This is a genomic window from Streptomyces antibioticus (assembly GCF_002019855.1).
GTDB lineage: Bacteria > Actinomycetota > Actinomycetes > Streptomycetales > Streptomycetaceae > Streptomyces > Streptomyces antibioticus_B.
On the sequence record NZ_CM007717.1, the window covers coordinates 8,105,284 to 8,130,380 of the forward strand.

Annotated in this window: 20 protein-coding genes; 13 read left to right on the forward strand and 7 right to left on the reverse strand. The window is 69.3% G+C overall.

What is annotated here, in order from left to right; genetic code table 11:
* Positions 1-27 precede the first annotated feature (27 nt).
* The 6 genes from AFM16_RS38875 to AFM16_RS36505 all read left to right on the forward strand — a co-directional run bounded on the left by AFM16_RS38875 (position 28) and on the right by AFM16_RS36505 (position 3,642).
* Positions 28-789, forward strand: a complete 762-nt coding sequence (locus AFM16_RS38875; protein WP_030782207.1) for an SMODS-associated NUDIX domain-containing protein — start codon at positions 28-30, stop codon at positions 787-789.
* A gap of 55 nt (positions 790-844) precedes the next feature.
* Positions 845-1,312 carry a hypothetical protein gene (locus tag AFM16_RS36485; protein ID WP_078636547.1) on the forward strand — a complete coding sequence of 156 codons (468 nt, stop codon included), beginning with the start codon at positions 845-847 and terminating at the stop codon, positions 1,310-1,312.
* A 38-nt stretch (positions 1,313-1,350) separates the two neighbouring features.
* Positions 1,351-1,872, forward strand: coding sequence for an AAA family ATPase (locus tag AFM16_RS36490; protein ID WP_078636548.1), 522 nt, complete (start codon positions 1,351-1,353; stop codon positions 1,870-1,872).
* Complete coding sequence (locus AFM16_RS36495; RefSeq protein WP_051780168.1) at positions 1,869-2,249, forward strand: hypothetical protein; 381 nt, start codon at positions 1,869-1,871, stop codon at positions 2,247-2,249. The genes AFM16_RS36490 and AFM16_RS36495 overlap by 4 nt, the downstream gene beginning before the upstream one ends.
* Positions 2,250-2,453: 204 nt before the next feature.
* A complete protein-coding gene (locus AFM16_RS36500) occupies positions 2,454-3,227 on the forward strand; it encodes a polysaccharide deacetylase family protein (RefSeq protein WP_030782196.1) in 774 nt (257 codons plus the stop codon).
* 52 nt (positions 3,228-3,279) lie between these two features.
* Positions 3,280-3,642 carry a hypothetical protein gene (locus AFM16_RS36505; protein WP_030782194.1) on the forward strand — a complete coding sequence of 121 codons (363 nt, stop codon included), beginning with the start codon at positions 3,280-3,282 and terminating at the stop codon, positions 3,640-3,642.
* Here AFM16_RS36505 and AFM16_RS36510 read toward each other — a convergent pair whose 3' ends face one another.
* Entirely contained in the window at positions 3,643-4,044 is a 402-nt protein-coding gene (locus AFM16_RS36510; RefSeq protein WP_078636549.1) for a hypothetical protein, read from the reverse strand.
* Between the two features lie 218 nt (positions 4,045-4,262).
* Between AFM16_RS36510 and AFM16_RS36515 the strand changes: the two genes are divergently transcribed.
* Both AFM16_RS36515 and AFM16_RS36520 read left to right on the forward strand, forming a co-directional pair.
* Positions 4,263-4,811, forward strand: a complete 549-nt coding sequence (locus tag AFM16_RS36515) for a YdcF family protein (RefSeq protein WP_245177899.1) — start codon at positions 4,263-4,265, stop codon at positions 4,809-4,811.
* Between the two features lie 83 nt (positions 4,812-4,894).
* Complete coding sequence (locus AFM16_RS36520; RefSeq protein ID WP_051780166.1) at positions 4,895-5,158, forward strand: hypothetical protein; 264 nt, start codon at positions 4,895-4,897, stop codon at positions 5,156-5,158.
* 88 nt (positions 5,159-5,246) lie between these two features.
* On the opposite strand, the gene AFM16_RS36525 is transcribed toward AFM16_RS36520, so the two are convergent.
* On the reverse strand, positions 5,247-6,446 hold the full coding sequence (locus AFM16_RS36525; protein WP_143648526.1) for a hypothetical protein: 1,200 nt from the start codon (positions 6,444-6,446) through the stop codon (positions 5,247-5,249).
* A gap of 191 nt (positions 6,447-6,637) precedes the next feature.
* Between AFM16_RS36525 and AFM16_RS36530 the strand changes: the two genes are divergently transcribed.
* Positions 6,638-8,272: an amidohydrolase family protein gene (locus tag AFM16_RS36530; protein ID WP_078636552.1), complete on the forward strand. Its 1,635-nt coding sequence runs from the start codon at positions 6,638-6,640 to the stop codon at positions 8,270-8,272.
* 279 nt (positions 8,273-8,551) lie between these two features.
* Positions 8,552-9,871 (forward strand): MFS transporter, encoded by a 1,320-nt coding sequence (locus AFM16_RS36535; RefSeq protein WP_078636553.1) that lies wholly within the window; start codon positions 8,552-8,554, stop codon positions 9,869-9,871.
* Positions 9,872-10,756: 885 nt separating this feature from the next.
* On the opposite strand, the gene AFM16_RS36545 is transcribed toward AFM16_RS36535, so the two are convergent.
* Positions 10,757-11,842, reverse strand: a complete 1,086-nt coding sequence (locus AFM16_RS36545; RefSeq protein WP_107419225.1) for a protein kinase family protein — start codon at positions 11,840-11,842, stop codon at positions 10,757-10,759.
* Between the two features lie 252 nt (positions 11,843-12,094).
* Between AFM16_RS36545 and AFM16_RS36550 the strand changes: the two genes are divergently transcribed.
* From AFM16_RS36550 to AFM16_RS36560, 3 genes are all read left to right on the forward strand, one after another.
* The gene (locus AFM16_RS36550) at positions 12,095-15,367 is read left to right on the forward strand and encodes a TIM-barrel domain-containing protein (RefSeq protein WP_502620628.1); all 3,273 of its coding nucleotides are present in this window, start codon (positions 12,095-12,097) and stop codon (positions 15,365-15,367) included.
* 98 nt (positions 15,368-15,465) lie between these two features.
* Complete coding sequence (locus AFM16_RS36555) at positions 15,466-16,020, forward strand: PadR family transcriptional regulator (RefSeq protein WP_078636554.1); 555 nt, start codon at positions 15,466-15,468, stop codon at positions 16,018-16,020.
* Between the two features lie 48 nt (positions 16,021-16,068).
* Entirely contained in the window at positions 16,069-17,793 is a 1,725-nt protein-coding gene (locus tag AFM16_RS36560) for an acyl-CoA dehydrogenase family protein (protein WP_078636555.1), read from the forward strand.
* A gap of 61 nt (positions 17,794-17,854) precedes the next feature.
* Here the strand turns inward: AFM16_RS36560 and katG are convergent, their stop codons facing one another.
* The 4 genes from katG to AFM16_RS36580 form a co-directional block, all read right to left on the reverse strand.
* A complete protein-coding gene (gene katG / locus AFM16_RS36565) occupies positions 17,855-20,044 on the reverse strand; it encodes a catalase/peroxidase HPI (protein ID WP_078636556.1) in 2,190 nt (729 codons plus the stop codon).
* A 515-nt stretch (positions 20,045-20,559) separates the two neighbouring features.
* Positions 20,560-22,902: a GH92 family glycosyl hydrolase gene (locus tag AFM16_RS36570; protein ID WP_078636557.1), complete on the reverse strand. Its 2,343-nt coding sequence runs from the start codon at positions 22,900-22,902 to the stop codon at positions 20,560-20,562.
* A 244-nt stretch (positions 22,903-23,146) separates the two neighbouring features.
* Positions 23,147-24,001 carry an SDR family NAD(P)-dependent oxidoreductase gene (locus AFM16_RS36575; RefSeq protein WP_078636558.1) on the reverse strand — a complete coding sequence of 285 codons (855 nt, stop codon included), beginning with the start codon at positions 23,999-24,001 and terminating at the stop codon, positions 23,147-23,149.
* 77 nt (positions 24,002-24,078) lie between these two features.
* Positions 24,079-24,984 carry an alpha/beta hydrolase gene (locus AFM16_RS36580; RefSeq protein ID WP_078636559.1) on the reverse strand — a complete coding sequence of 302 codons (906 nt, stop codon included), beginning with the start codon at positions 24,982-24,984 and terminating at the stop codon, positions 24,079-24,081.
* Between the last annotated feature and the right edge of the window lie 113 nt (positions 24,985-25,097).

Genomic DNA, 25,097 nt, shown 5'->3' on the forward strand with positions numbered 1-25,097 from the left:
AAGCACTCGTGGGGGGCGGGTACACGCATGCTGGAAGCGATCTGGACGGGCCTGCTCGTCGCACTGCTGAGCTGGCTCGCCGCCACCCTGTGGCGCAACCGGCGCCGCCTCTCCCTCCTCGCGGTCGCCCTGCGGCCCCGCCGCGAAGTCCGCGTCTCCGTCGCCTCGTTGCTGCGGATCCAGGACGACGACCGTCACCTCCTCGTCCACTCGCCCTACCGCCCCGACTCCTACGGCCCGCTCGGCGGCGTACTCAAGTACCACCCCACGGCCCGCCCCGACCTGGACCGCCTCGGCTTCCGCGAGGACGGCCGGGTGGACCAGCGGATGCGCAGCGACCTGCGCGGCTTCCTGCCCGCCAGGGCACTCCCGCGCTTCGCACGCTGGCTCGACGCCGAACGCGACCGCGAGACCGCCCTGGAGGCGATGCGCCGCGAACTCGCCGAGGAACTCACCGAGATCGGCCACCCCGAACTGACCACGGACATCGCACACCTGCGCTTCGCCCACGTACGGCACGTCCTGGAAGGGCCGTTGAAGGTCCCGGGCCGCGCCTTCCGGCAGATCCGCTTCTTCGACGTGTTCGACCTCCACCTCGACACCCCGGAGGCGACCGCCCTGCGCGACGCCCTCCTCACACTCGCGGCCGACCCCGACGACGCAGGCGCCGTACTGGTCACGTCCGACGACATCCTCCACGGCCGCCACGACCGCTTCTACGTGGGCCCGCACGCGGCGTACTTGATCGGCCCGCACCGCCTACGAGCCGACCTGCCACCTTTGCGATGACCACGGATCGGATAACTCACTGGTCAGAGGCGTTCTCCTAGGTCAGGATCCGCTCATGGACCAGCCCGCCACCATCGCCTGGAAGTACGCGGCGAGCCTCATCCGCGTGGAAGACCTGCCCATGGTGGCAGCCGACCTCCTGGCTGCCGGCCACGACTCTCCTTCACTGCGTGACCTGGCCGGTCGTTCACGGCACGAGCACCCGGCAGACATCCGCGAGCTCTTCGGGCACACCATGGAAGAGCTCGGGATCCAGATCCCGGACTACGAGACCGCTGAACGCTGCCTCCTGCACCACATGGCGACACAGTTGTCCGCCGGTGTCGTGTCACCCAAGGAGACCGCAGCTCGAGTCTGGCAGGGGATCGAGGCGGTGACAGATCCTGAGCGGAAGTTCGTGGCGGCCGTGGGCCCTGAGTACCAGCTCGACTTCATGTCCCCCGAAGAGGTCCGGTCCTGGGAGAACGCCGTACGCCGCGCCGCAAAGACGCTGTCCGCAACAGCCTTCCCGCACGCGCAGTGACCCCGCACCACGAGCAACGACGTCTAAGGTCGTGATCCATGATCGTATGGCTCAACGGCACCCACGGCGCAGGCAAGACGACCACCAGCAAGCTCGTGCAGCAGTTGATCCCGGACTCACGCGTCTTCGACGCCGAGAAGGTCGGCGAGACCCTGATGGACATCACGCCGGGTCTGCCGCAGACGGACAACTTCCAGCACTGGCCCCCCTGGCGCCCCCTCGTCGTAGAAACCGCCCGCCGCGTCCTCGACTACACGGGCGGCACCCTGGTGATGCCCATGACGGTCCTGGTGGAGCAGTACTGGCGCGAGATCAGCACGGGCCTGGCCCAACACGCCATCCCGATCCACCACTTCGTCCTCCACGCCGACCAACGAACCCTCCGGGCGCGCATCGAGGGAGACACCGTCATGGGCCCGTCCCTCTTCCGCCTCAACCACCTGGAGCCGTACGCGGAGGCGTCCCGCACCTGGCTGCACGAGGAGGCCGAGGTCATCGACACGACACACCTCACGCCGGCCGAGGCCGCACGGCAGATCGCGGAGGCGGTGAAGAGATGAAGACAGAAAACGACGACCTGCGACGACTGCACGGCTGCCTGGGCGCGGCGGTATCCCTGACCCTCTCGCTGCTCACGGCCCTCCTCCTGGGCAGATCTTGGACCGCCTGCGACGTGGGCGTGAACAACGCGGCCAACGGCTCCTTCCTGACCCTCCTCTTCATCCCGGCCCTCTGGACGATCCTGCTCCTGACCTGGCTGGCGACAGGCGCCCTGGTCGGAAACCGCCCCCGTCTCCTACGCGCCGGCGCCCTCGCGGCAACGCTCCTGACGGTGCTCTGGTGCGCCACGGCAACCTTCTGGGGCTACCCCACCCCAGCCTGCCCCAACGGCACACCCCCGTGGTGGCCGAGCCTGCTCCCGACGCCGGGATTCTGACGGGACAGGCCCCGGTCGACAGGCACGCCATCCTGAGCCATGGCAGGGGGTGGGCCAACCGCCACCTGCCGAGTTGTCCGCGAACTCCCCCGGGATTGTCCGCGATCTGTAACGGGCGGATCCTCTCGCCACCGCCCCTCGTCCTGCCTGGTGGTCGCAAGGTGACCGGGGATCGGCGAGGAACTACGCGAAGGCGGGGCGGACATGGCGCGGCACGGCGGCGGACGTGGCTGGTACGGCAAGATGGTCGGGGCGGCGCTCGGGGTGACGGTGCTGGCTGCCGGCGCCTCGGTGTGGACCGCTCAGGCCGGTGCCGTCGGCGGCTCGTCGCCGGAGTCGGCCGCCTCGGCCAAGCCGGCCGGTGACGTCAAGCCGGTCGAGGTGACCATCGCACACGCCTCGGACAAGGGCGAGCGCGGAGTCAACATCACCATCGACGACGGCCCCGACCCCGTGTGGACCCCCCAAGTGCTGGACGTGCTGCGGGAGTACGGGGTGAAGGCCACGTTCTGCATGGTGGGAACGCAGGCGCAGGCCCACCCGGACCTGGTGAAGAAGGTCGTCGCGGCCGGACACCGGCTGTGCGACCACTCCGTGTCCCACGACACCGCCATGGACAAGGAATCCCAGTCGTACCAGTCGAAGCAGATACTCGACGCGGAACGCATGATCACCGAGGCGTCCGGGGGCGTACGGCCGATGTACTACCGAGCACCCGGAGGCGCCTTCACCCCCTACAGCCGCTCCCTCGCCGCGTCCCGGGGCATGCGGCCGCTGGGCTGGAACGTCGACACCAAGGACTTCGAACGACCGGGCACGGACGCCATCGTCGCCACGGTCGAACGCGAGCTGCCCAACGGCCCGACACTCCTCTTCCACGACGCGGGAGGCGACCGCTCCCAGACCGTCGAGGCCCTGCGCCGGATCCTGCCGTGGCTGAAGGATCAGGGCTACGCCTTCGGCTTCCCGGTGCGCTGAGTCCCGTTGGTGAGCGGATCTCCGAAAGCGGCTGGTCAGATACGGTGAGGGGATGACCGCAAGCCTGCCTGCCGACATCGCCGATGTCCTCGCGGCAGTCCTGAACGCCGACAGCCCGATTAATGCCGCGCTCCGAGAGCAGGTTCCGCACGTCAGCGTGCGAGAACGCTGTACGTGCGGCTGCGGTACGGCCTACTTCGAACTCGACACCGGCAAGGTGGAGCCCGCGCCCACCGCCCCCGGCACGGTCGTCGCGGCCGAAGCGCAACTCGTCACCGAGGCGGGGGAGTGCCCTGGTGAGGTTCTGGTCTTCACCCAGAACGGTTACCTGTCGTGGCTGGAAGTCTGCTCATGGAGCGACGACATCGAAGTGACGCTGGTTGCCGCGCTTCGCTGGCTACGGACACGCTCTTGACTACACCTCACACCACTCACCCAGAGGGGCGGCCGCCCACGTCTGTGTGAAGTCGTGTACCAGTTCCCACGCCCGGTCGAGGCTGAGCACGAAGTCGCCAGTGAACACAGCGAGGTCGTCCATGATGGGAACTTCGACCTCGGCGCCCGAGGGCACAGTGCCGTCTCCTACGAGCAGGGACGTCCGCTCAGGGTCACTCATCAGGTGGACGACAGCATGATCGCCCCGGAAGGCCAGGGTCAGCACCGGGAACTCCTCGCCCGGCGACCGAACCTCAACGTATCCCTGGCCACGGGAACGCAGATCACCGACGCGTTCTGACAGAGCCTCCACGTTGGTAAGTCGCTCAGCCGGAAGGAAGCCCCCCGATTCCGGCGACGTCGCCGCCCACACCACACTCATCCAGTCCCGCTTCCCTTTTCCAGGCCCACACCCACGTCAGTGAGCTACATACCAGGGCGCGACCCAAGGCGAGGGACAACGCCTAGAGTCGCCGTATGCGACGACGAGCAGGGATGGCGGTTGTCGGGGCCGGGGCGGTAGCCCTCGCGTGGGGCGAGTGGTTGAACAGGCGCTGGTCTCGCGCTCTCGTGGGCAGCGGAGAGGGCCCCGTCGAGGCCGTGGTCGTGCTGGGATTCCAGAACCCCCAAGCCACCGCGAACTTCATCAACCGTTGGCGGGTCCGCGCAGGAATCCGTTCCATCGGCACTGACGCCGCACAAGGCACACGCGTGATCTTCAGCGGCGGTTCGCCCAACGGAGGTGTCGCGGAAGCCCAGTTGATGGCCGACTACGCGAAGTCGGTGCTCGGGTTCGACGGTACGGTGATCCTCGAAGATCAAAGCCGCACGACATGGGAGAACATCACCAACGTGATCCCGCTGCTCGAAGACGTCGACCGCATCAAGATTGTTTCCCAGCCGGCTCACGCCCTCAAGGCCCGCGCGTACCTGCGTCGGCAGCGCCCTGATCTCGCGGACAGACTCGTACGTGCCGACGACTACCGCCCCGGCGAGTGGACACTCGCCAAACCCCTGCTCGCCCTGTACGGACTCTGGACACTCCGCGGTCTCACAGCCGACGAACGGCGGCCCAAGACGAGCCTGCACAGGCCCGGGGCGGACGGCGGCGTAACCCGTGGCGTCGTTCCCTCGCGATCGTCAGGATGAGATCCGTGCGGAAGCACACGCTGCGCTTGGGGCGTCGGCTGGTCACAGAGGTTTCGGCGTCCCGACCTGGTCGACGGGCGTTCGTGGACAACACACCGGGACGGGATGCGCGTGATGCCCTGGCCGCACAGGAGGGGTGGGTACGCGGTGATGCGTCACGCGGCTTCCGCCTGGAGCACTGGGAGTACGACGCTGACCGCATCGACGGGTTCGACTACGACGTGGGTGCGGTGCTGGTGCGCGCCGTCTCGGCAGCGGACGAGCCGGCGCTGGAAGGCGTTCTCGCGCTCTGGGGGATACAGCCGGCTTCTTTCAGTTACCCGTGGGACAGCGACGATCCCAGGTGAGCCGTGCTTGCTCATGCCGATGCGCCGGCAGAGCCGAGCAGGTAGGCGCTGCTGTGCCTCCTGCGCGCCAACCGGCCGTCAGTCGCCGTCAGTGCGTGAGATCCGTAGCACCCTCAAGTTCCGCAGTGAGGAGATGCTGCACACCGTCCAGAGTCAGCTGCGCGTTCAGTTTCACGCCGGGGCGGCGTTGCGTGCTGGTTCCTATTCTCCAGCGCCATTCGACGATGCCTTGCGCATTGGCCTGCGCCGGCCCCAGCCCGCTCGCGGAGCTCTTGCGGCCGCTGGGGTAGACGACTTTGAGGGCGCACGGAGCGAGTGGGCGCGTGCTGGCGAGTACGCGGCAGTGGCCGCCGATCCATGCAGTTCCTATGGCCGCGGTATCGAGCACGAAGATGTTCAACTTGTCGCAGATTCTCGGCACCGAATGCGCCCAGATACGGAACTCGGGATTCGCCTCGCCCTTGAACAGCACCCCCACCGCCGCATGGGTCTGTCGGTCCAGCCACAGTGACCCGGAATCCCCTGGACCACCGAGGACACCGTCGGACGGCGGCGCATCGCTGTCCTCGATGACGGAGAATTCCACGCCGTCGGTTCCGTCGATGATTCCGCGCGTGACGGCGGTCCTCAGTCCGGATTTGATCACCTTGAGGCCGGTGAGGGGAGCTTTGCTCCCGGCCGCGGGCCGCGGCAGTCCGACAAGGGAGGTGGAGATCTTGCGCGCCTGGGTTCCGTCCTGCTGGCCGATGGAGCAGACGGCGGCGTCCAGGGGCTCGTCCCACCGGAGGAGGCGGCCGAGGAAGGCGTTCGGGAGCGGTGTGTCGGGCGGTTTGGGGTCGGGCTGGATGACCGGGTCCATGCTCACCGCCGGGTCGGCGACGATCACATGCCAAGCGGTGAGGGCCAGCGGGCGCAGCGTGCCCCGCTCGAACACGATGGAGCCGAGGGTGCCGGGGCCGGTCAGTTTGACGTTCCCCACATTGATGCCGCCCACCACGGGATCCTGACGGGAGTTCCGGAAGTCGGCCAGGAGTTCGGGATTGCTCTGGATGACGTCCAGCGGAATTCCGTCGATCTCGTCGGGCAACAGGTCGGATTTGTCGAGCCTCGACTTCGGCAATTTGCGTTCGACATGCACGCGGATCGCGAGGCGATCGGAGGGACGCTTCCGCTTGAACTTGAAACCGACGTCGACTGAACGGACATTCGGGTATTGCATCAAGCGCTTCTTGTGTCGACGCATGATCTTGAGGAGCTGATCCTGCTCTTTCCGCGTGATCTCGTGCATGGCGCGCCCTCTGAGATCGACACCGGCTGCGTATGCGTACACCTTCATTGAAACCCCGCCGAGGTCGCGGTGCACCCGGGCCGCCCCATGAGCCCCATGCGCCCCATGGCGGTGACATCTCTCCCGTCGTCTAATTGATTCTGAAGTGCGTAGGGGACAGCGCCCAGTGCGCGCGGAGAGAGGGGCCCGTCATGCCCCCGGTGGATGCAGCGGAGGGTGGCCGCTTCGCCCTGCGTGGGCGCATCGTGACCATGGACCGCCAGGACACCGTCATCGAGGACGGCGTCCTCTACATCAACCGTGGCCTCATCGACCAGGTACTCCCGGCCGCCGCCCCGCCACCCGCGGACTTCCTCGACGTGCCACCCATCGACACGGCCGGCACGGCCTACCCCGGGCTGATCGAGCTGCACAACCATCTCCCGTACGACATCCTCCAGTTGTGGCAGGTGCCGCGTCTCTTCACCAACCGGTCGCAGTGGGGAGGGAGTTCGAACCCCGACTACCGGCGCCTGGTGACCGGCCCCATGCGGGTCCTGGGGGAGGACCCGGAGTCCATGCCTGCCATAGTCCGCTACGTCGAGGCGAAGGCACTGATCAACGGCACCACCACCAGCCAAGGCATCGCCCTCTTCAGCAACTCCGGTTCCCGGCGCATGTACCGCGGCACCGTCCGCAACATCGAAGCCACCGACGACCCGGCACTCCCGGAAGCCAAGACGCGTATCGCCGACGTGGAGGCGGAGGACGCCCGCCGATTCCTGGCACGACTGCAACAGCCGCACCGCCTTCTCCTCCACCTGGCGGAAGGCGTCGACCATCGTGCGCGGGCGCACTTCCAGGCCCTCGAATTCGAGCCCGGCAACTGGGCGATCACCGAAAATCTCGTCGGCATCCACTGCACGCCACTCACCGGCGACGACTTCCAGATCATGGCCGAACACGGCGGCTCCATGGTGTGGTCGCCGCTCTCCAACCTTCTGCTCTACGGCAAGACAGCCGACGTCGCGGCGGCGAAGGCGGCAGGCATCCTCATCGGCCTGGGTTCGGACTGGTCGGTGTCGGGCAGCAAGGGCCTGCTGGGCGAACTGAAGGCCGCGCAGCTCGCGTCGGCCGCCGCCGGTACGGTCTTCACCGATCGCGAACTGGTCGCCATGGCCACGCGGGACGCCGCGCGAATTCTGCGCTGGCACGAGGCGGTCGGATCCCTGACCCCCGGGCGTCATGCCGACATCGTGGTGATACGCGGGCTGGACGACGACCCGTACACGTCCTTGGTCAACGCCCGAGACACGGACATCACATTGGTGGTGATCAACGGCGTCGCCCGTTACGGCATGACGGAGTTGATGGAACAGCTCACCCCGGACACGTCACTGCTGGAGCCGTTGCCCGCCCACGCATCAGCGGATCGCTCCCTCCACCTCCACCACCCCTCCGCTGATCCTCTCGTGGGCGACCTGACGCTCGCCGAGGCGACAGCACACCTCACCGACGTCCTCGCCGAACTCCCTCTCCTCGCCTCACGGCTGGAGAAACTGCGTATCCCTCCGCTGATCGACGACGCGCCGGTGTGGCGGCTCGCCCTCGACGAGATCGCACCCACCGGCAGCGAACTACGCCCTCGACTCCCGCTTCTCCACACCCGCACCCGAATACCGAGCGGACCGACCATCGCCGAAGGGCGACTGCTGGTCTCGTCCCTGGACTCACTCACGCTCGACGCTCTCACCGCGAGCACGGACCCGACCTTCCTCGACGGCATCGAAGCCCAGTCCAACCTGCCTGAGACGTTCGGCAGTCGCCTACGGGCCCTTCTCGCCTGAGGATTTTCGGGCGGCATGGGTTGGCGATCGACTGCGAGGAAAACAGCTTTCGTCGCCCGGATGCCAAGAGCTACCGTGCGGGTGGCAAGCGATCTCTGAGGAGCTGACAGACATGCCCGGTCTTCCGAGCGCGCGTTGACTTCGTAGGCCGTGACGGCCTGTCATCGCGTGCTGCCCTTGATGTCGCGGCACAGCGAGCCTTTCCCTCCCTGAACCGTCGAGCACCGTTCATGTGCCGGGCGGCGGGGCCTCGTTGTCTGCAACACAAGGAACTCTCCCGTGCCGCTTGTTTCCTCCGCCGGATCCGATTCCGGCCGACCCGCGTCGTCCAGCCTCTGGCGGAACGGCGACTTCCGCAGACTGTGGACGGGCCAGACCGCCTCACAACTCGGCGAACACACGACTCTGGTGATCCTGCCGCTCTTCGCCGTACTGACCCTCAACGCGAGCGCCGGCCAGTTGGGAGTCCTCCGCGCGGTGGGGCAGGCGCCCGTTCTGCTGCTCTCACTCTTCGTCGGGGCGTGGGTGGACAGATGGCGGACCCGAACGGTGATGGTGCTGACGGATGTCGGTCGGACCCTGGCCCTGGGCGCCGCCGCCGTAGCCGGCCTCCTCGGCTGGCTCGGCCTGCCCGCGCTGTTCGTGGTCGCCTTCACGGTCGGGGCCTTGTCCGTGTTCTTCGACGTGGCTTATCAAACCTCCCTCGTCAGACTGGTGACGCACGATCAGTTGGTCCGGGGCAACAGTGCGTTGGAGGGGAGCAGGTCGGCGGCGCAGATCGGTGGTCCTGCCCTCGGAGGGGCGCTCGTCTCCCTGCTCTCGGCGCCGATCGCTGCGGCTACCGGTGGACTGTTCTTCGCGCTGTCGTCCCTGTCGATTCGCCGCATCCACCGGCTCGAATCGATCCCGGACGACTCGGAACGACCCCCGCGCACATGGGGGCGAGTGTGTGAAGGGCTCCGATTCGTCATCGGCGAGCCCCTGTTGCGGGCCGTGTGCCTCGCCTCGGCCGCCTTCCAGTTCTTCTTCGCGGCGACGATGACCGTCGACCTGCTGTTCCTGCCAAGGGAGTTGCACCTTTCGGGCACCGCCGTCGGGCTGGCGCTCGCGGCGACCGGGCCTGGCGCGCTCCTCGGCTCACTGCTGGCGGCCCGCCTGCCCCGTCGGTTCGGGTACGGCGCGGTGCTCGTGGTGGCGGCGGCGATCGGGGACGGTGCGTTCCTGGCCGTACCCGCGCTGCACGGCTCGTCCGCGGTGACGGTCCTCGCACTCATCGCGGTCAGTTTCGTGTTCGGGACCGGCGGCCAGTTGGTGAACGTCACGGTGATGACCGTCCGGCAGGCCGTCACGCCGTACCGCATGCAAGGCCGCGCGGCCGCGACGATCACATTCGTCGGCATGGGCCTGGCCCCACTCGGCGCCCTGTTCGGTGGCTTCCTGGCGGAGGAGTGGGGTGTGCGTGGCAGCCTCCTGATGACGGCTGTAGGGATGCTGCTGTCCCCGGTGCTGATGGCCTTGTCGCCGCTTGCCCGTCTGGGGCGGCATTTCGTGCAGGTCGGCGAGCGAGGAGACCTTGAGGACGACAACAAGACAGCCTGACCCTCACCGACTCTCACCGTCCGTCGACACCCGAGCCCGCTCGGACATGACCCTGACCGCCTCTGTTCGGCATCCCGGGCACCTCCCGGATCTCCGCGCGACGAACAGATGCCGATAGACGGTCACACGACGCCGAGGAATGCCACAGAGCGTCGCGCCCTCCGCCAAGGCGTGTTCCGGACCCAACACGCCTGTTTCTCGACACGCAGCGAAGCGCGTCGCGGAGAGCCCGGACGCGAATCTGAAGGACCGGAGCCGGGAGCCGAGTTGCAGCATGGCCCCCACCCTCGCATAAGGCCCGTTCAACGCTGGCTCCAACTCCAGCCGCCAACCGTGGTGTCGCTGGGTGCCCTCGCCCGCACTGGCGATCAGGCCCCAGAGAACAGCTTCGCCTCCTCCTCTGGGGACAACCCGCGCCCCAGCGGTGGCTCGCCGCGAGCACGGTCCCACGCCAACACGTCCGCGACGGTCACCGCCAACGGAGTCGCAGGCATCCCGGCGGCTCGGGCGCGAGCCGGGCTTCGCTGCTGCGTCGATCATGTCGATTCGGGTCGGATCAGGGGTGAGGAGAGCAGCGGTCATCGTGGTCGGCTTGGCCGGACCGACGGGATGGAACGCACCGGTTCCCAGGCCGCACGATGGTTGCCCGTGAGCCGTATCGGGCGGAAACGTCGTCCTCGCAGGCTGGTGATCTTGCTGACGGGGTCGATGAGAAGACGTGGGCTGAGACACCGACCTCCCCGCCACACTCGTGGCCATGCGGCGCCACGGAGCCGACCGGGTGACGCGCCCCGGCGCCAGGGTGTCCTTCTCCGGCTGAGCCTCCAGGCACCTGAGCCGCCCCGCCCCCCCCGCACAACCATCCCCCGCCCGCCATCAGCTACATCAAGGATCCCCCACAGCACACCGTGGCCCCCGCCCGATCCTCGCCAACGGATGCGGAGCCTCCCGGCTCCCCTCCCGGAACGCGCGATAAAAGTCCCCCATCGCCGCAGCCACCGCCCCGTACCGGACCAGCAGCGTTGCGATCGACTCCGGAACCCCCTCCGGAGGCACCCCTTCAGCACAGGAGCGGACAAAGGCCCGGCGCTCCTCCGGGCTGTGTCCGTACAGGGCGACGGACAGCCAGTTCACCAGGTGTGTCACCGCGTAGCACTCGTCGTACGCGCGGTGCTCGTCGAAGAAGTCCGCCTCGGCCTGGGCGAGTTCGAAACGGGAGGAGATCGCGAGGCCGAAGTCGGTGAAGTAGAGCCGGCGACCGTCGGTGAGGATGTTCTCGAAGTGGGCGTCGAAGTGCAGCAGTCCGCGGGCGTTCATGAACGAGATCCCGGCTCTCAGCTCGTCGTCCACCATGGCGCAGACCCGCTCCGCCACCTCGCCACCCGCCCCGATCCGGACGCCCAGCCAGTCGTGAAGGTTCTGCGGGATGTACTCCAGGAACAGCACGAGACTCGCCGTGGACTGCTGGAGGGCCTCGATCCGGCGTCGTACCTCCGAACCGCCTCCCCAGTAGGCGACGGCTCGCTCCACGTCGGCAAGTTCCTCGGGGAGCAGCCGGCCCGAGTCTCGTAGCACCCGCCAGTGATACATCAACGGGAAGCCCGCGTAGTCCCCCGCGAGAACCCACTCCGTCGTCATGGTGTGCACGGCCAACTCCCGCCAGGCTCCGAACCCCGGCCCGCCGATGGCACCGACGCCGTAGTGGCAGAAGGCCGGGAGGTCGAAGAGGTTCGCGGTGGAGTGCGCATGCTCCGGCTGCCGTTCCAGATCGGTCAGCCGTACCTGCTTGACGAAGACCGGGGTGCCCTCGACCTCCAGCAGGACCGTCTGCCCGCCGATGCCCGACCCGAGCGATGCGCCGGCGTCCACGAGATCACGCAGTTCGCGGTCACTTCGAAGCGCCAACGACGTGGATACGGCGCCGTGGGCGGACAGGCGGGCACCGCCGCGGGACGTGCCATGGTCTGCCACCACTACCTCCAACCGGGCCTGCCCCAGACACCGTAACGGCAGCCCCAAGCAGCCCCAAGCAGTCCCTCCCGCCACACTCGGCGATGTCCTGATTCGAGTGTGGACACCGAGACGATCGACGTGCTCTCATGCCTGAGAGCCGCTTTTACATCGTTGCAACACGTGCGTCTGTGGAGTCGTTGCCGCCTGTCCGTCGGGAATGGGAGCGTGCCCGTGCGACCGTCGAACTCCGGATTGTTCCGTTCCTCGCGTGTGCCCAAGGCCGGCAGCCGTTTCGCCGTCTGTCTGGCGGTGGTGTTCGGGCTGGTCGGTGTCGATGCCGCCGCCGCGGGCACCGCAGCCCGGCCGGCCGCCGGCACCCCACCCTCGACCGTCTCCGTCCCCCACGCCCGCTTCCAGGTGCTGTCGCCGACGCTGATCCGTACCGAGTACGCGGGGGACGACAAGTTCGAGAACCGTGCCACCTTCAACGCCGTTGGCCGGGACGCCTTTTCGGCGCCGCCCCGCTACACGTCCTCCGTCGAGGACGGGCTCCTCACCATCACTACCAGCGCCCTGACCCTGAACTACCGAGTCGGCTTCGGGCCGTTCACCGCCGACAACCTGACCGTGCGGCTCAAGGCGGGACCGGACCCCGTGCTGGCCGCGCCATGGCAGCACCGGGTGTGCGCGGCAGGCGCCCTCTGCGAGGCGGAGGACCAGGTGTACGACGGTCCCGGACTCGCCTCGAACCACGCGCAGTTCACCGGCAAGGGGTTCCTGGCCGGCTTCGAGGTCGACCGTCACTCCCTCGCCGCGGATGTAAAGGCACCCCAGGCCGGTGCGTACGAGTTCGCCGTGCGGTACGCCAACTCTGTTGGGGGCGACGGCCGTCACGAGACCCGGACGCTCAGTTTCAGTGTGGACGGCGGCGCCGACCGCACCATCAGCCTGCCAGAGACGCGTGACTGGAACACCTGGGGCGTGGCACGTCTGCCGCTGTCGCTCGGCGCCGGTCACCACTCGGTGCGGTTGAACCGCGCGCCTGACGACTCGGGGAATGTGAACGTCGACAGCGTCTCCCTGCTTCCGCCCGGGGCGGCGTATCCGTCCCGGGCCGCGAGTGCCGTTCCCGGCTGCCGGTTCGGCACCAGTTGTGAGGCGGAGGACGCGCTCCTGGCAGGTTCCGCGGGTGTCGCGACCGATCACGAGGGGCATGCCGGGTACGGGTTCGTCGCCGAACTCACCAAGGGCGCCGGGCTGTCGGTGCCGATCGCGGGCGTGCCCGCGGACGGCACCTACCAGCTCCACCTGCGCTACGCCAACGGCAGGGGAGGCGACGGCCTGCATCAGCCGCGGAAGATCGAGGTCGTCACCGCCACCGGCTCCCCGCACAGCGCCGTCCTCCCCGTCACCGACAACTGGGACACCTGGCGGTCGGCTTCGATCCCCGTCGAGTTGAAGGCGGGGACCGACAACCTCACCCTCAACTGCCCTGACACCGACGGCTGTCACGTCAACGTGGACACGCTCGCGCTCGCCCCGGTCACGGATCCCGCCCCCGCCCCGCACCTCGCCCTCGGCGGATACCGGCGCAGCCTCGACGGGCTCGACGGCGACGCCGACCCGACTCCTTGGACCACACCCGGGCTTCTGCACCGCGACGGCTGGTACCTGCTCGACGACACGTCCTCCGCGGTCTACGACGCCCGGACCGGCACCGCCACCCCGCGTCCCGCGCACGGCGGTCTGCCCTACCAGGACGGCTACCTCTTCGGCTTCGGCCACGACTACCGGCAGGGCCTGAGCGACCTGGCGACCCTCACCGGTCCTCCGCAACTGCTGCCCCGCTGGGCCTACGGTGTCTGGTACTCCGAGTACATCGACCGCACCGAGTCCGACTACCGCGACACGATCCTGCCCGCGTTCCGAGCCGCCGGCGTGCCGCTGGACGTGCTCGTCACGGACACCGACTTCAAGTGGCCCAACACCTGGAGCGGTTGGAACTTCGATCCGGTCAAGTTCCCTGATCCGGAAGGATTCTTCGACTGGTCGGAGGGTCAAGGGCTCGCCAACTCGCTCAACGTGCACCCGAGCATCCTCGGTTCCGATCCGCAGTTCGCGAAGGCGCAGGCCACGGCCAAGGGCAAGCTCCGCAAGGGCGGATGCGCGCCCGCCGCCGGATCGGACTGCTACGCCTTCGACTTCGGCGACCCCGACCAGCTCACGGCCTACCTCGACCTGCACCGGCCGATGGACCGGGCCGGCAACGACGTGTGGTGGCTGGACTGGTGCTGCGACGCCTCCCGCTCCTCGCAGTCCGGAGTCACCCCGGACGCCTGGATCAACCAGAAGTACGCCGACCTCACGTCGGAGACCGGCGACCGCGGCTTCGTCGTCTCCCGTGCCTACGGGTCGTTGCAGGCCGGCGGCTACAGCGGCGGTGTGGGCCTGCCCACCGGCCCCTGGGCCGACAAGCGGAGCACCCTGCACTTCTCGGGTGACACCGCGTCGAACTGGGGCACGCTGCGCGCCGAAGTCGGCTACACACCGGGGGAGTCCGTCGCCACGGGCCTGCCCGCCGTCAGCCACGACATCGGCGGCCACAACGACGGCTACGGGATCCCCGGAGCCGAGACCTACGTCGTGGACGGCACGACCCGCCGTACCACCAAGCTGCCCGACGACCTGTACGCGCGGTGGGTGCAGTTCGGCACCTTCCAGCCGATCGACCGTCTGCACAGCAACCACAGCGACCGCCTGCCCTGGCAGTACGGCCCGGAGGCGCGCGCGTCCTCGGAGAAGTTCCTGAGGCTGCGCGAGGCACTGGTCCCCTATACGTACACGCTCGCACGGGAGGCCAACGCCACCGGGGTGCCGATCGTGCGACCGCTGTACCTGCACTACCCGGAGGAGGCGGCCGCCTACGACAGGGCGGGCGGCGAGTACCTCTACGGTCCCGATCTCCTGGTCGCCCCGGTGACCACGCCCGGCACCACGGCCACCACCTCCGTGTGGTTCCCGCCGGGCCGGTGGACGGACTACTTCACCGGCCGCACCTACACCGCGCCCGAGGGCGGAGCGACGTACGACGTTACGACGACCCTGGACACCATGCCGGTCTTCGTCCGCGCGGGCGCGGTCCTCGCCACACGGACCGACAACGTGCCCCACGACGCCCACAGCCCGCTGGACAAGGTCAGCCTCACGGTCGCCGCCGGGGACTCCGGCACCTTCTCCCTCTACGAGGACGACGGCCACAGCGCCCCCTCACGACGCGCGGCCACCACCCGGATCCGGTACGCCGAGCAGGGCGACTCCCACCTGCTGACGATCGGATCGGCCAAGGGGTCCTTCACGGGACAGGTGAGCCGTCGCCGGTGGACCGTGTCCTTCCTCGGCGTGGAACAGGCGCCGCGCCAGATGACGGTGCAGGGCGCCCGGCTGTCCGCGTCGGCCTGGAAGTGGGACGCCGACACCCACACCCTCCGGGTCACCCTGCCCGCGCACAGCGTCCGTGAGCAGGTGACCGTCCGGTACCGGTAGCCGCCACGCAACGCCCAAGGCCCGGTGCGGCGTGAAACGCGTCGCATCGGGCTCGGCCCCGCTTGCTATGCAACGAGTTGCATAGAAGGATCACGGGCATGGCGCTCGAACACGCGATCCTGGTGTCGCTCCTGGAGAAGCCGGGCTCCGGCTATGAGCTGGCCCGGCGTTTCGACCGGTCGATCGGCTACTTCTGGACCGCCACGCACCAGCAGATCTACCGCGTGCTCAAGCGCATGGAGGTCGACGGCTGGGTCGGCGCCCAGGACGTCCCGCAGCAGGGCCGGCCGGACAAGCGGGAGTACCGCGTCGCCGACCTGGGCCGCGCCGCGCTGTCCTCCTGGCTGGGCGATCCGATCGAACCGGAGAGCGTCCGCCACGATCTCGCCGTGAAGATCAGGGGCGCCGCCTTCGACGACCCCGCCGCCCTGATCGGCGAGGTGGAGCGGCACCGTCAGGTGCACCGGGACCGCCTGGCGCACTACCTGGCGGGGGAGACCCGTGACTTCCCAGGTCCGGGGACGGCACCCCTCGACCCGGAACGAGAGCTCCAGCACGTCGTTCTGCGCGGCGGCATCGCCTACGAGCGCATGATGATCGGCTGGCTGGACGACGTCCTCGCCACGCTGGCCAAGTTCGCGCCGGCCCGCTGATCGTCGCCACCCTGCACCCGAATCCCCCTGCCGAAAGGTGTCCCTGACATGGCCGACCGCCTGCTGTTCAACCCGCGGACGTACGACCCCGCGCACTTCGACCCCGAGACGCGCCGTCTGCTGCGTGCCACCGTCGACTGGTTCGAGGAGCGCGGGAAGCGGCAGCTCATGGAGGACTACCGCACCCGCGCCTGGCTCGGTGACTTCCTCGCCTTCGCCGCGAAGGAGAACCTCTTCGCCACCTTCCTGACGCCGGCGTCCGAGGCGGGCGAGACGGAGGCGGACAAGCGGTGGGACACCGCCCGCATCGCCGCGCTCAACGAGATCCTGGGCTTCTACGGCCTCGACTACTGGTACGCCTGGCAGGTCACCATCCTCGGCCTGGGCCCGGTGTGGCAGAGCGACAACGCCGCCGCCCGCGCCCGCGCCGCACAACTCCTCGCGCAGGGCGAGGTGTTCGCGTTCGGACTGTCGGAGAAGACCCACGGCGCCGACATCTACTCCACCGACATGCTGCTGGAGCCCGACGGCGACGGCGGCTTCCGCGCCACCGGCTCCAAGTACTACATCGGCAACGGCAACGCCGCCGGACTCGTCTCCGTCTTCGGCCGCCGCACCGACGTCGAGGGCCCCGACGGCTATGTGTTCTTCGCCGCCGACAGCAGGCATCCGGACTACCACCTGGTCAAGAACGTCGTCGACTCCTCGAAGTTCGTCAGCGAGTTCCGCCTCGCGAACTACCCCGTGGCCGCCGAGGACGTTCTGCACACCGGCCGCGCTGCCTTCGACGCCGCCCTCAACACCGTCAACGTCGGCAAGTTCAACCTGTGCACCGCCTCCATCGGCATCTGCGAGCACGCGATGTACGAGGCCGTCACCCACGCCCACAACCGCGTCCTCTACGGCCGTCCAGTCACCGACTTCCCGCATGTGCGGCGGGAGTTGACCGACGCGTACGTGCGGCTCGTCGGCATGAAGCACTTCAGCGACCGCGCCGTCGACTACTTCCGCACCGCCGGCCCGGAGGACCGCCGCTATCTGCTGTTCAACCCGATGACGAAGATGAAGGTGACCACGGAGGGCGAGAAGGTCATCGACCTGCTGTGGGACGTCATCGCGGCCAAGGGCTTCGAGAAGGACACCTACTTCGGCCAGGCGGCGGTGGAGATCCGCGGTCTGCCCAAGCTCGAAGGCACGGTCCACGTGAACCTGGCGCTGATCCTCAAGTTCATGCGCAGCCACCTCCTCGACCCGGCGGACTACCCCGCCGTACCGACGCGACTCGACGCGGCCGACGATGACTTCCTGTTCCGGCAGGGTCCGGCCCGCGGTCTGGGCTCGGTGCGCTTCCACGACTGGCGGCCCGCCTTCGACGCCTACGCCCACCTGCCCAACGTGGCCCGCTTCCGTGAACAGGCCGACGCGCTCTGCGAGTTCGTCACCACGGCCGCCCCCGACGCCGAGCAGAGCCGCGACCTCGACCTCCTCCTCGCGGTCGGCCAGCTCTTCGCCCTCGTCGTGCACGGCCAACTTGTCCTGGAGCAGGCCGCACTGAGCGGACTCGACGAGGACGTGCTCGACGAACTCTTCGCCGTCCTGGTCCGGGACTTCTCCGCGCACGCCGTCGAACTCCACGGCAAGGACTCCGCGACCGAACGCCAGCAGGAGTGGGCGCTCGGCGCGGTGCGGCGCCCGGCGATCGACGCGTCCCGCACCGAGCGCGTCTGGCAGCGCGTCGAGGCGCTGTCCGGCGCCTACGAGATGCCCCAGTAGCCACACCGCTCGCACCGCGGGTGGCCGGACCGCGCGGTCCGGCCACCCGCGGCCCGTGGGCTCAGCGCAGGTCGAACCGGTCCAGGTTCATCACCTTGTCCCAGGCCGCCACGAAGTCCCGTACGAACTTCTCGCCCGCGTCCTGGGAGGCGTAGACCTCGGAGAGGGCGCGGAGCTGGGAGTGGGAGCCGAAGACGATGTCGGCGGCGGTGGCGGTCCACCGGGGTTCGCCGGTGACGCGCTCGCGTCCCTCGAAGACGTTCTCGTCCGTGGCCGACGGCTTCCACTCGGTGCTCATGTCGAGGAGATGGACGAAGAAGTCGGTGGTCAACGACTCCGGCCGGTGGGTGAGCACGCCGTGCGAGGATCCCGCGAAGCCGGTGTTCAGGACCCGCATGCCGCCGACGAGGACGGTCATCTCGGGCGCGGTCAGCGTCAGCAGGCTGGCGCGGTCCAGCAGGAGGGTCTCCGGGGAGAGTTTCTCGCCCGCCCGGACGTAGTTGCGGAACCCGTCCGCCCGGGGTTCGAGCACGGCGAACGACTCCGCGTCGGTCTGCTCCTGCGAGGCGTCCGTACGGCCCGGCGCGAAGGGGACCGTGATGTCGAACCCGGCGTTCTTCGCGGCCCGTTCGACGGCCGCGCACCCGCCCAGGACGATCAGGTCGGCCAGCGAGACCTGCGTGCCGCCGGTCTGCGAGCCGTTGAAGTCCCGCTGGATCCGCTCCAGGGTCTCCAGTACCTCGGTCACCTCGGGCAGGTCGTTGACCTCCCAGTCCTTCTGCGGCGCGAGCCGGATCCGGGCGCCGTTGGCGCCGCCCCGCTTGTCGGTGCCGCGGAAGCTCGCCGCCGCGGCCCAGGCCGTGGTGACCAACTGGGGGAGCGACAGCCCCGAGGCGAGGATCACGCCCTTGAGGGCGGCGACGTCCGCGTCCGCGAGCAGCTCGTGGTCGACGGCCGGCACCGGGTCCTGCCACAACTGCGGCTCGGGGACCCACGGGCCGAGATAGCGCGACAGGGGACCCATGTCGCGGTGCAGCAGCTTGTACCAGGCCTTGGCGAACGCGACGGCCAGGTCGTCCGGGTTCTCGTGGAAGCGCTTGGAGATCGGCCCGTAGACGGGGTCCGCCTTCAGCGCGAGGTCCGTCGTCAGCATCATCGGGGCGTGCCGCTTCGACGGATCGTGCGCGTCCGGCACGGTGCCCTGCGCCGAGGCGTCCGTGGGAGTCCACTGCTTCGCCCCCGCCGGACTGGTCGTCAACTCCCAGTCGTAGCGGAACAGGTTGTCGAGGTAGCCGTTGTCCCACCGCGTCGGCTCGGTCGTCCAGGCGCCTTCCAGACCGCTGGTCAGCGTGTCCGAACCCGCCCCGCTGCCATGGGTGTTGCGCCAGCCGAGACCCTGCTGCTCCAGGGGAGCGGCCTCGGGTTCCGGGCCCAGGTACGAGGGATCGACCGCGCCATGGCACTTGCCGAACGTGTGTCCGCCGACGATGAGCGCGACCGTCTCCTCGTCGTTCATCGCCATCCGCCCGAACGTCTCACGGATGTCCCTGGCGGCCGCCAGCGGATCCGGATTGCCGTTCGGCCCCTCCGGGTTGACGTAGATCAGGCCCATCTGTACGGCGCCCAGCGCGCCGGAGAGTTCCCGGTCACCGCTGTAACGCTCGTCCCCGAGCCAGGTGTCCTCGGGCCCCCAGAAGATCTCCTCGGGCTCCCAGATGTCCTGCCGTCCGAAACCGAACCCGAACGTCTCGAAGCCCATCGACTCCATGGCGCAGTTCCCGGCGAACACCAGCAGGTCGGCCCAGGAGATCTTCCGGCCGTACTTCTGTTTCACCGGCCAGAGCAGCCGACGGGCCTTGTCGAGGCTCGCGTTGTCCGGCCAGCTGTTGAGGGGCGCGAAGCGCTGCGCGCCGGAACCGCCGCCGCCCCGGCCGTCGGCGATGCGATACGTCCCCGCGGCATGCCAGCTCATCCGGATGAACAGCGGCCCGTAGTGGCCGTAGTCGGCGGGCCACCAGTCCTGGGACGCCGTCATCACCTCGAACACGTCCCGCTTCAGGGCGTCGAGATCGAGGGTCGCGAACTCCTTCGCGTAGTCGAAGTCCGCGTCCATCGGATCGGCCTGGGGCGCGTGCCGATGGAGGACCTGGAGGTCCAGTTGCTGCGGCCACCAGTCCTGGTTCGACCAGGGCCGGGTCGCCCTGGGCGTCGGGGAGGGGATTGCTGGGTTCTCGCTCTCGCTGCCGGACACGTCCGCCTCTTCTCCCTGCCTTCGTGCTGCTTTTGTCTGGTTTTCCCTTCGGTGTCCGTATCGTCGCGCACCGGCGAGCGCCGGGCGGAGAGAACACGCAGGGCGCCCGCCGGTCTCAGCCGGACGCGACTCGGCCGGGCTCCCACACCGACCCCGGACGGCGCTGCGCCACGCCTGCTCCAGAGGGGGGAAGGCCCAGGGCCGACGGGCCCACGGACGGGTGGGCGCAGAAGCCGTCGCAACCGAGTTCCGCCGCCCGGCGTCGGCCACGTCGCCCACGTGGGACCTGGAAGCGAGGTCGTGCCGCGGGTCGCGGTGGTGACGAATTGCTCGCGCAGCACGAAGTCCGACGCCATCGTCCCTGAGGTCCACACCTCCCACTCCCGCTCGTCACGACGCCGCCGTGCGGGCGGTCCGGTCGGTCGGAATCTATTGACCGGACCGCGACGCGGAGCGCATCCGGGCCCGACGCGGCCCGTCCGTTCACCGTGACGGCCGACAGACGGCGTCCCGTGTCAGTTCAGCGGTGGTGGCGCGTCCTCGGGAGAGGTCCCCCACGCGGACGGCGCGGTGCCGACCGTGAAATCGAGGGACCGCAGGTGGCGCAGCGTGTCGGTCGTCAGATACGTCCGCCCGTACGGCGCGCCGTCGACCCGCGCCGACCGGATGTAGCGGCGGTCGTCCGAGGTGCCGGGCGCCGTCACCGTGAGCTTCCCGCGCGGGTAGTAGCGGCGGTCGAGCCGCAGGTCGACCCGCTCGAAGACGGGTGTGGACAGGCCCCAGGTGTCGTAGCCGGGCTGCACCGGGAAAATGCCGATCGAGGACAGCACGTTCCACGCGGACATCGTGCCGAGGTCGTCGTTGCCGGTCATGCCGGTCGGGGCGTCCGTGAACAGGGTCAGCGCGGCGTGCACGACATCGGTGGTCTTCCACGGCTGGCCGGTCGAGAGGTAGGTGTACGGGGCGATCAGGTCGGGCTCGTTCTGCGGGTTGTACTTGTCCGCGTTGTAGTAGTCGTACGGCCCGTTCACCCACACCTCGCGCGCCGTTCGCGCCGGGTCACGCACCAACTCGTCGTAGGCGAAGAAGGAGTCCAGACGGTCGTTCACCGCCTGCCGGCCACCGATCAGGCCGACCATCCCGGGCAGATCCTGCGGGACGAGCCACTGGTACTGCCACGACGTGCCCTCGTGGAAGCCCTCGCTGCGCGCCGGATCCGCGGGCCCGGTGAACGCGCCGGAGGCGTCACGCGCCCGGAAGAAGCCGGTCGAAGGGTCGTGGATCTTACGGTAGTTCTGGGCCCGGGCGGCGTAACGTGCCGCGTCGGCGGTGTGGCCGAGGTCCCGGGCCATCGCGGCGAGCATCGCGTCCGACAGCGCGTACTCCAGTGTCGCGGACGCCCCGTGGTCGTAGTCGGAGTCACCGGGCTTCGCGTGCGGACGGCCCTTGACGTACGGTGCGAAACCGCCCGCCAGATACTCCGCGTTGGCCTCGCGGCCCACGGCCGGCGAGTCGGCGGGCGGCACGCCGTCGGCGTTCTTCTTCAGCGCGCGGTACGCCCGTTCCTCGTACCCCTTGAGCAGGCCCTGCTGGTAGGCGTTGGTGAGGTACGGGGTGACCGGATCGCCCGTCATGATGTTCGTCTCGACCGTGCCGTAGCCCCACTTCGGCAGCCAGCCGCTCTCCTCGTCGATCCTGATGACGGAGATCGCCATGTCCCGTGCCTCGCGCGGCGCGAGCAGCGACAGGAGCTGGGACTGGGTGCGGTAGGTGTCCCACAGGGACCAGTTCTGGTAGTACGTGAAGCCCCGGGCGCGGTGGATCCGCTGGTCCCAGCCGGTGTACCGGCCGTCGGCGTCACTGCCGATGTTGGGCGCCAGGAACGACCGGTACAGCGACGAGTAGAAGGTGCGGCGCAGCGTGTCACCACCCCCTTGCACGCGTACGTCGTCGAGCCGGTCCTCCCAGGCGCGCCGCGCCGCGTCGCGGACACGGTCGAAGGAACGGCCGCCCTCCGCACGGAGATTGACGGCCGCGCCGCGCGCGTCGACGTACGACAGTGCCGTCGTCGCCTCGACGGTACGGTCCCGGGTCGTGTCGAAGCGGACGTAGGCGCCGTCCCGGCCGGTGCGCGAGCCGTCGGTGACCGTGGAGCCGTTCCAGGTGCCGTGCGCGGTGAACGGGCGGTCGAACCGGGTGATCGTGTAGACGGTGTACGGCTCGGTGTCCTGGCAGAAGCCGCTGCCGGTGATCGCGGTGCGCACGGTGCGGTTGTCCAACACCTCGACCTTCGTGGACACGGTGCGATGCAGCGACTGGCCCGCGTTCAGCAGGACGTTGGCCTTGTCAGTGGCGGGGAAGGTGTACCGCTGGACGCCGGTGCGCTCCGTGGCGGTCAGTTCCGCGGTGATGCCGGTCTTCAGCGCGGCCTTGTAGTAGCCGGGGCTCGCCTTCTCGGCGTCGTGGCTGAACTCGGCCGCGTACCGGGCGTAGTCCGTCTCGGTGACGTCACCGGTGGTGGGCAGCACCGGCAGATCGCCGCCGAGCCCGCAGCCGACACCGGAGAGATGGACGAGGGAGAAGCCCCGGATGCGGTTGTGGGAGTAGTCGTAGCCGGTGTTGTGCCCGGTGTCCGGCGAGAACTGCACCATCCCGAACGGCACCGCCGCGCCCGGGTAGGTGTTGCCCTCGTTCTCGGTCCCGATGAACGGGTTGACCAGGTCGGTGAGTTGACCGCCACCGTCCGCCGTAGCCGTCGCGGCCGCTGCCGCCGCGGGGGACGGGGCCGGGGCGACGAACGCGGCCACGACGACCGCCAGCGCCACCACCGCCCCGCGTACGCGCCGAGTCCATCTCATGGGCGTCAGCCACCTCTCTTGGACAACGTTGTCAGGGAAGCGCCGCCCATCCTTCAACTCCGGGGGACGGCCCGTCAAGGGTGCGTCCCCTCCTCTCAACAGCCTCGACTGGAACGTTCGTTGCGTGCATCCGGCGGCGCACAGCAGTTCCTGGTATCGCTCCGCCGTCCGCTTCAGTTCCTCGTCGGTGAGGTCGCGGGCGCCGTGCACGAGGAGCGGTTCGGCCAGGTCCATGCCGGGTCGCTCACCGATCCCGGGTGGTCCAACCGGCCGGGGTGGCCCGGGCGATGGCATCCGGGACGGTCGTGCCGCGGAACCCGATCCGGTCGACAAGTGGGCGCACGAGCCCGGGCGTTCGGGCGGCCAGGCCCAGGCGGCGCGGGGCGACGATCATGGGGGACCGGCGCTCGATCCCGGTCACGACGGCGTCCACGACCTTGTCGAGAGGGATCATCCTCCACAAGCCCCTCTCGTTGCCGCCCCAGAGCGTGGTGCCGGCGGGGTCGGCGTGGACGTCGTCCATCATCGGGGTCTTGAAGAACGTCGGATGCGCGCTGCCCACGCCCACACCCTCGTGCCGCAGTTCGAGCCGGGTGGCGTCGCACAGCGCCCAGACCCCGGCCTTGCTCGCGACATAGGGGCCGTTGAGCGGGGAATGCACGAAGGCCGCCATGGACGAGATGGCGAGCAGATAGCCACGGTGGCGCTTGACGTGCGGGAGTGCGGCGCGGAACGTGCGCCAGACGCCGGAGAGGTTGATGTCGACGACCCGCTCCCATGCCTCGGGGTCGAGGGTTTCGAGGGGAGCCATGGATCCGACGCCGGCACCGGCGACGACGACGTCGAGGCGCCCGAAGTGAGCGGCTGCGGCGTCGGTTGCCGACCGGAGGCTGTCCAGGTCGCGCACGTCGGCGGCCCAGCCCCGCGCGACCGTGTCCGGGCCGAGGTCGGCGGCTTGTCGCCGCGCGAGGTCGCCGTCGAGGTCGAGCAGGGCGAGATGGGCGCCGCGGTCGCGCAGGGCGCGTGCGAGGGGCGTGCCGAGGCCGCCGGTGGAGCCGGTGATCAGCACGGTGCGGCCGGCGAGGTCGTAGCGAGGCATGACGGTCCGTTCGGATGTGGATTGGGTTTCGGTTTCGGTTTCGGATTCGGAGGAGGGCGGGGGCGTCGGTCGTGTGCTCAGGCGACGGGCACGTGCCGTGTGAGGAAGGCCAGTTGGTCGGCGACGTTGCGCTCGAAGTCCTCGCCCACGTAGATGTCGAAGTGGCCGGCGTCGTAGAGCCTGACCTCGCCCCGGGGAGCCTGGGCCGCCCACTTCTGCGTGGGCCCCGGTGGCGCCACGGAGTCGCGCTCGCAGACGGCGAAGAAGATCGGACAGGCGACGTTCCTGGCCTGACGGCCCGGGAAGTCGCGGACGATGTCGAGCGCGAAGCGGGCCGCGATGTCCTTCGGAACGTCCGCGCCGGGAGGCAGGAGCTTCCTGATGCCGGGGACGACGTCGGGAGCCGTCATGAACGCGGTGGAGCCGGGCTCGCCGTAGCTGGGGACCATGACCGGGGCCCGCCCCAGCCGCGAGCCGACCAGGTCCGCGATGGCGCGAGCGGTGAGTCTGAGCGAGGTCAGCGGCGGCGCGGCCAGGGAGGACGCGAGGCCGTCGGTGAAGGGGCACTGCGAGATCGCGGCCGCGATCCGCGGGTCCTGGGCGGCGGTCACGATCGCATGCCCGCCGCCGAACGACGTCCCCCACACCACCACGCGTCCGGGGTCGGCCCCCTCGATCGTGCGGGCGTGGGCGACGGCCGCCCTCCAGTCCTCGCGCTGGCGCTCGATGTCGAGCAGCCGACGCGGCTCGCCCCCGCTGGCGCCGAAGTGCCGGTAGTCGAAGACCAGGCAGAGATAGCCGGCGGCGGTGAACCGGTCGGCGAAGGCGTCGAGACGCTCCTCCTTGACGCCGCCCAGTCCGTGCGCCATCACCACGACCGGACGCGTCGCCGGTGCCGGGCCCTCGCCGTCGGCCGTGGGCGTGTAGAGCCAGGCGGCGCAGGAGTCGCTGCCGGAGGGGAAGGAGACGTCCGTGCGGGGCATGGTGGTCCTGGTTCTGCTCGGGGCCGCTGTCGGGACCAGTGTCCGAGACGGACGCACGGCGAGCGAGGTTCAAAATCAACCGTGATCTGGTCTCGAATGGTGTGAAATAGACC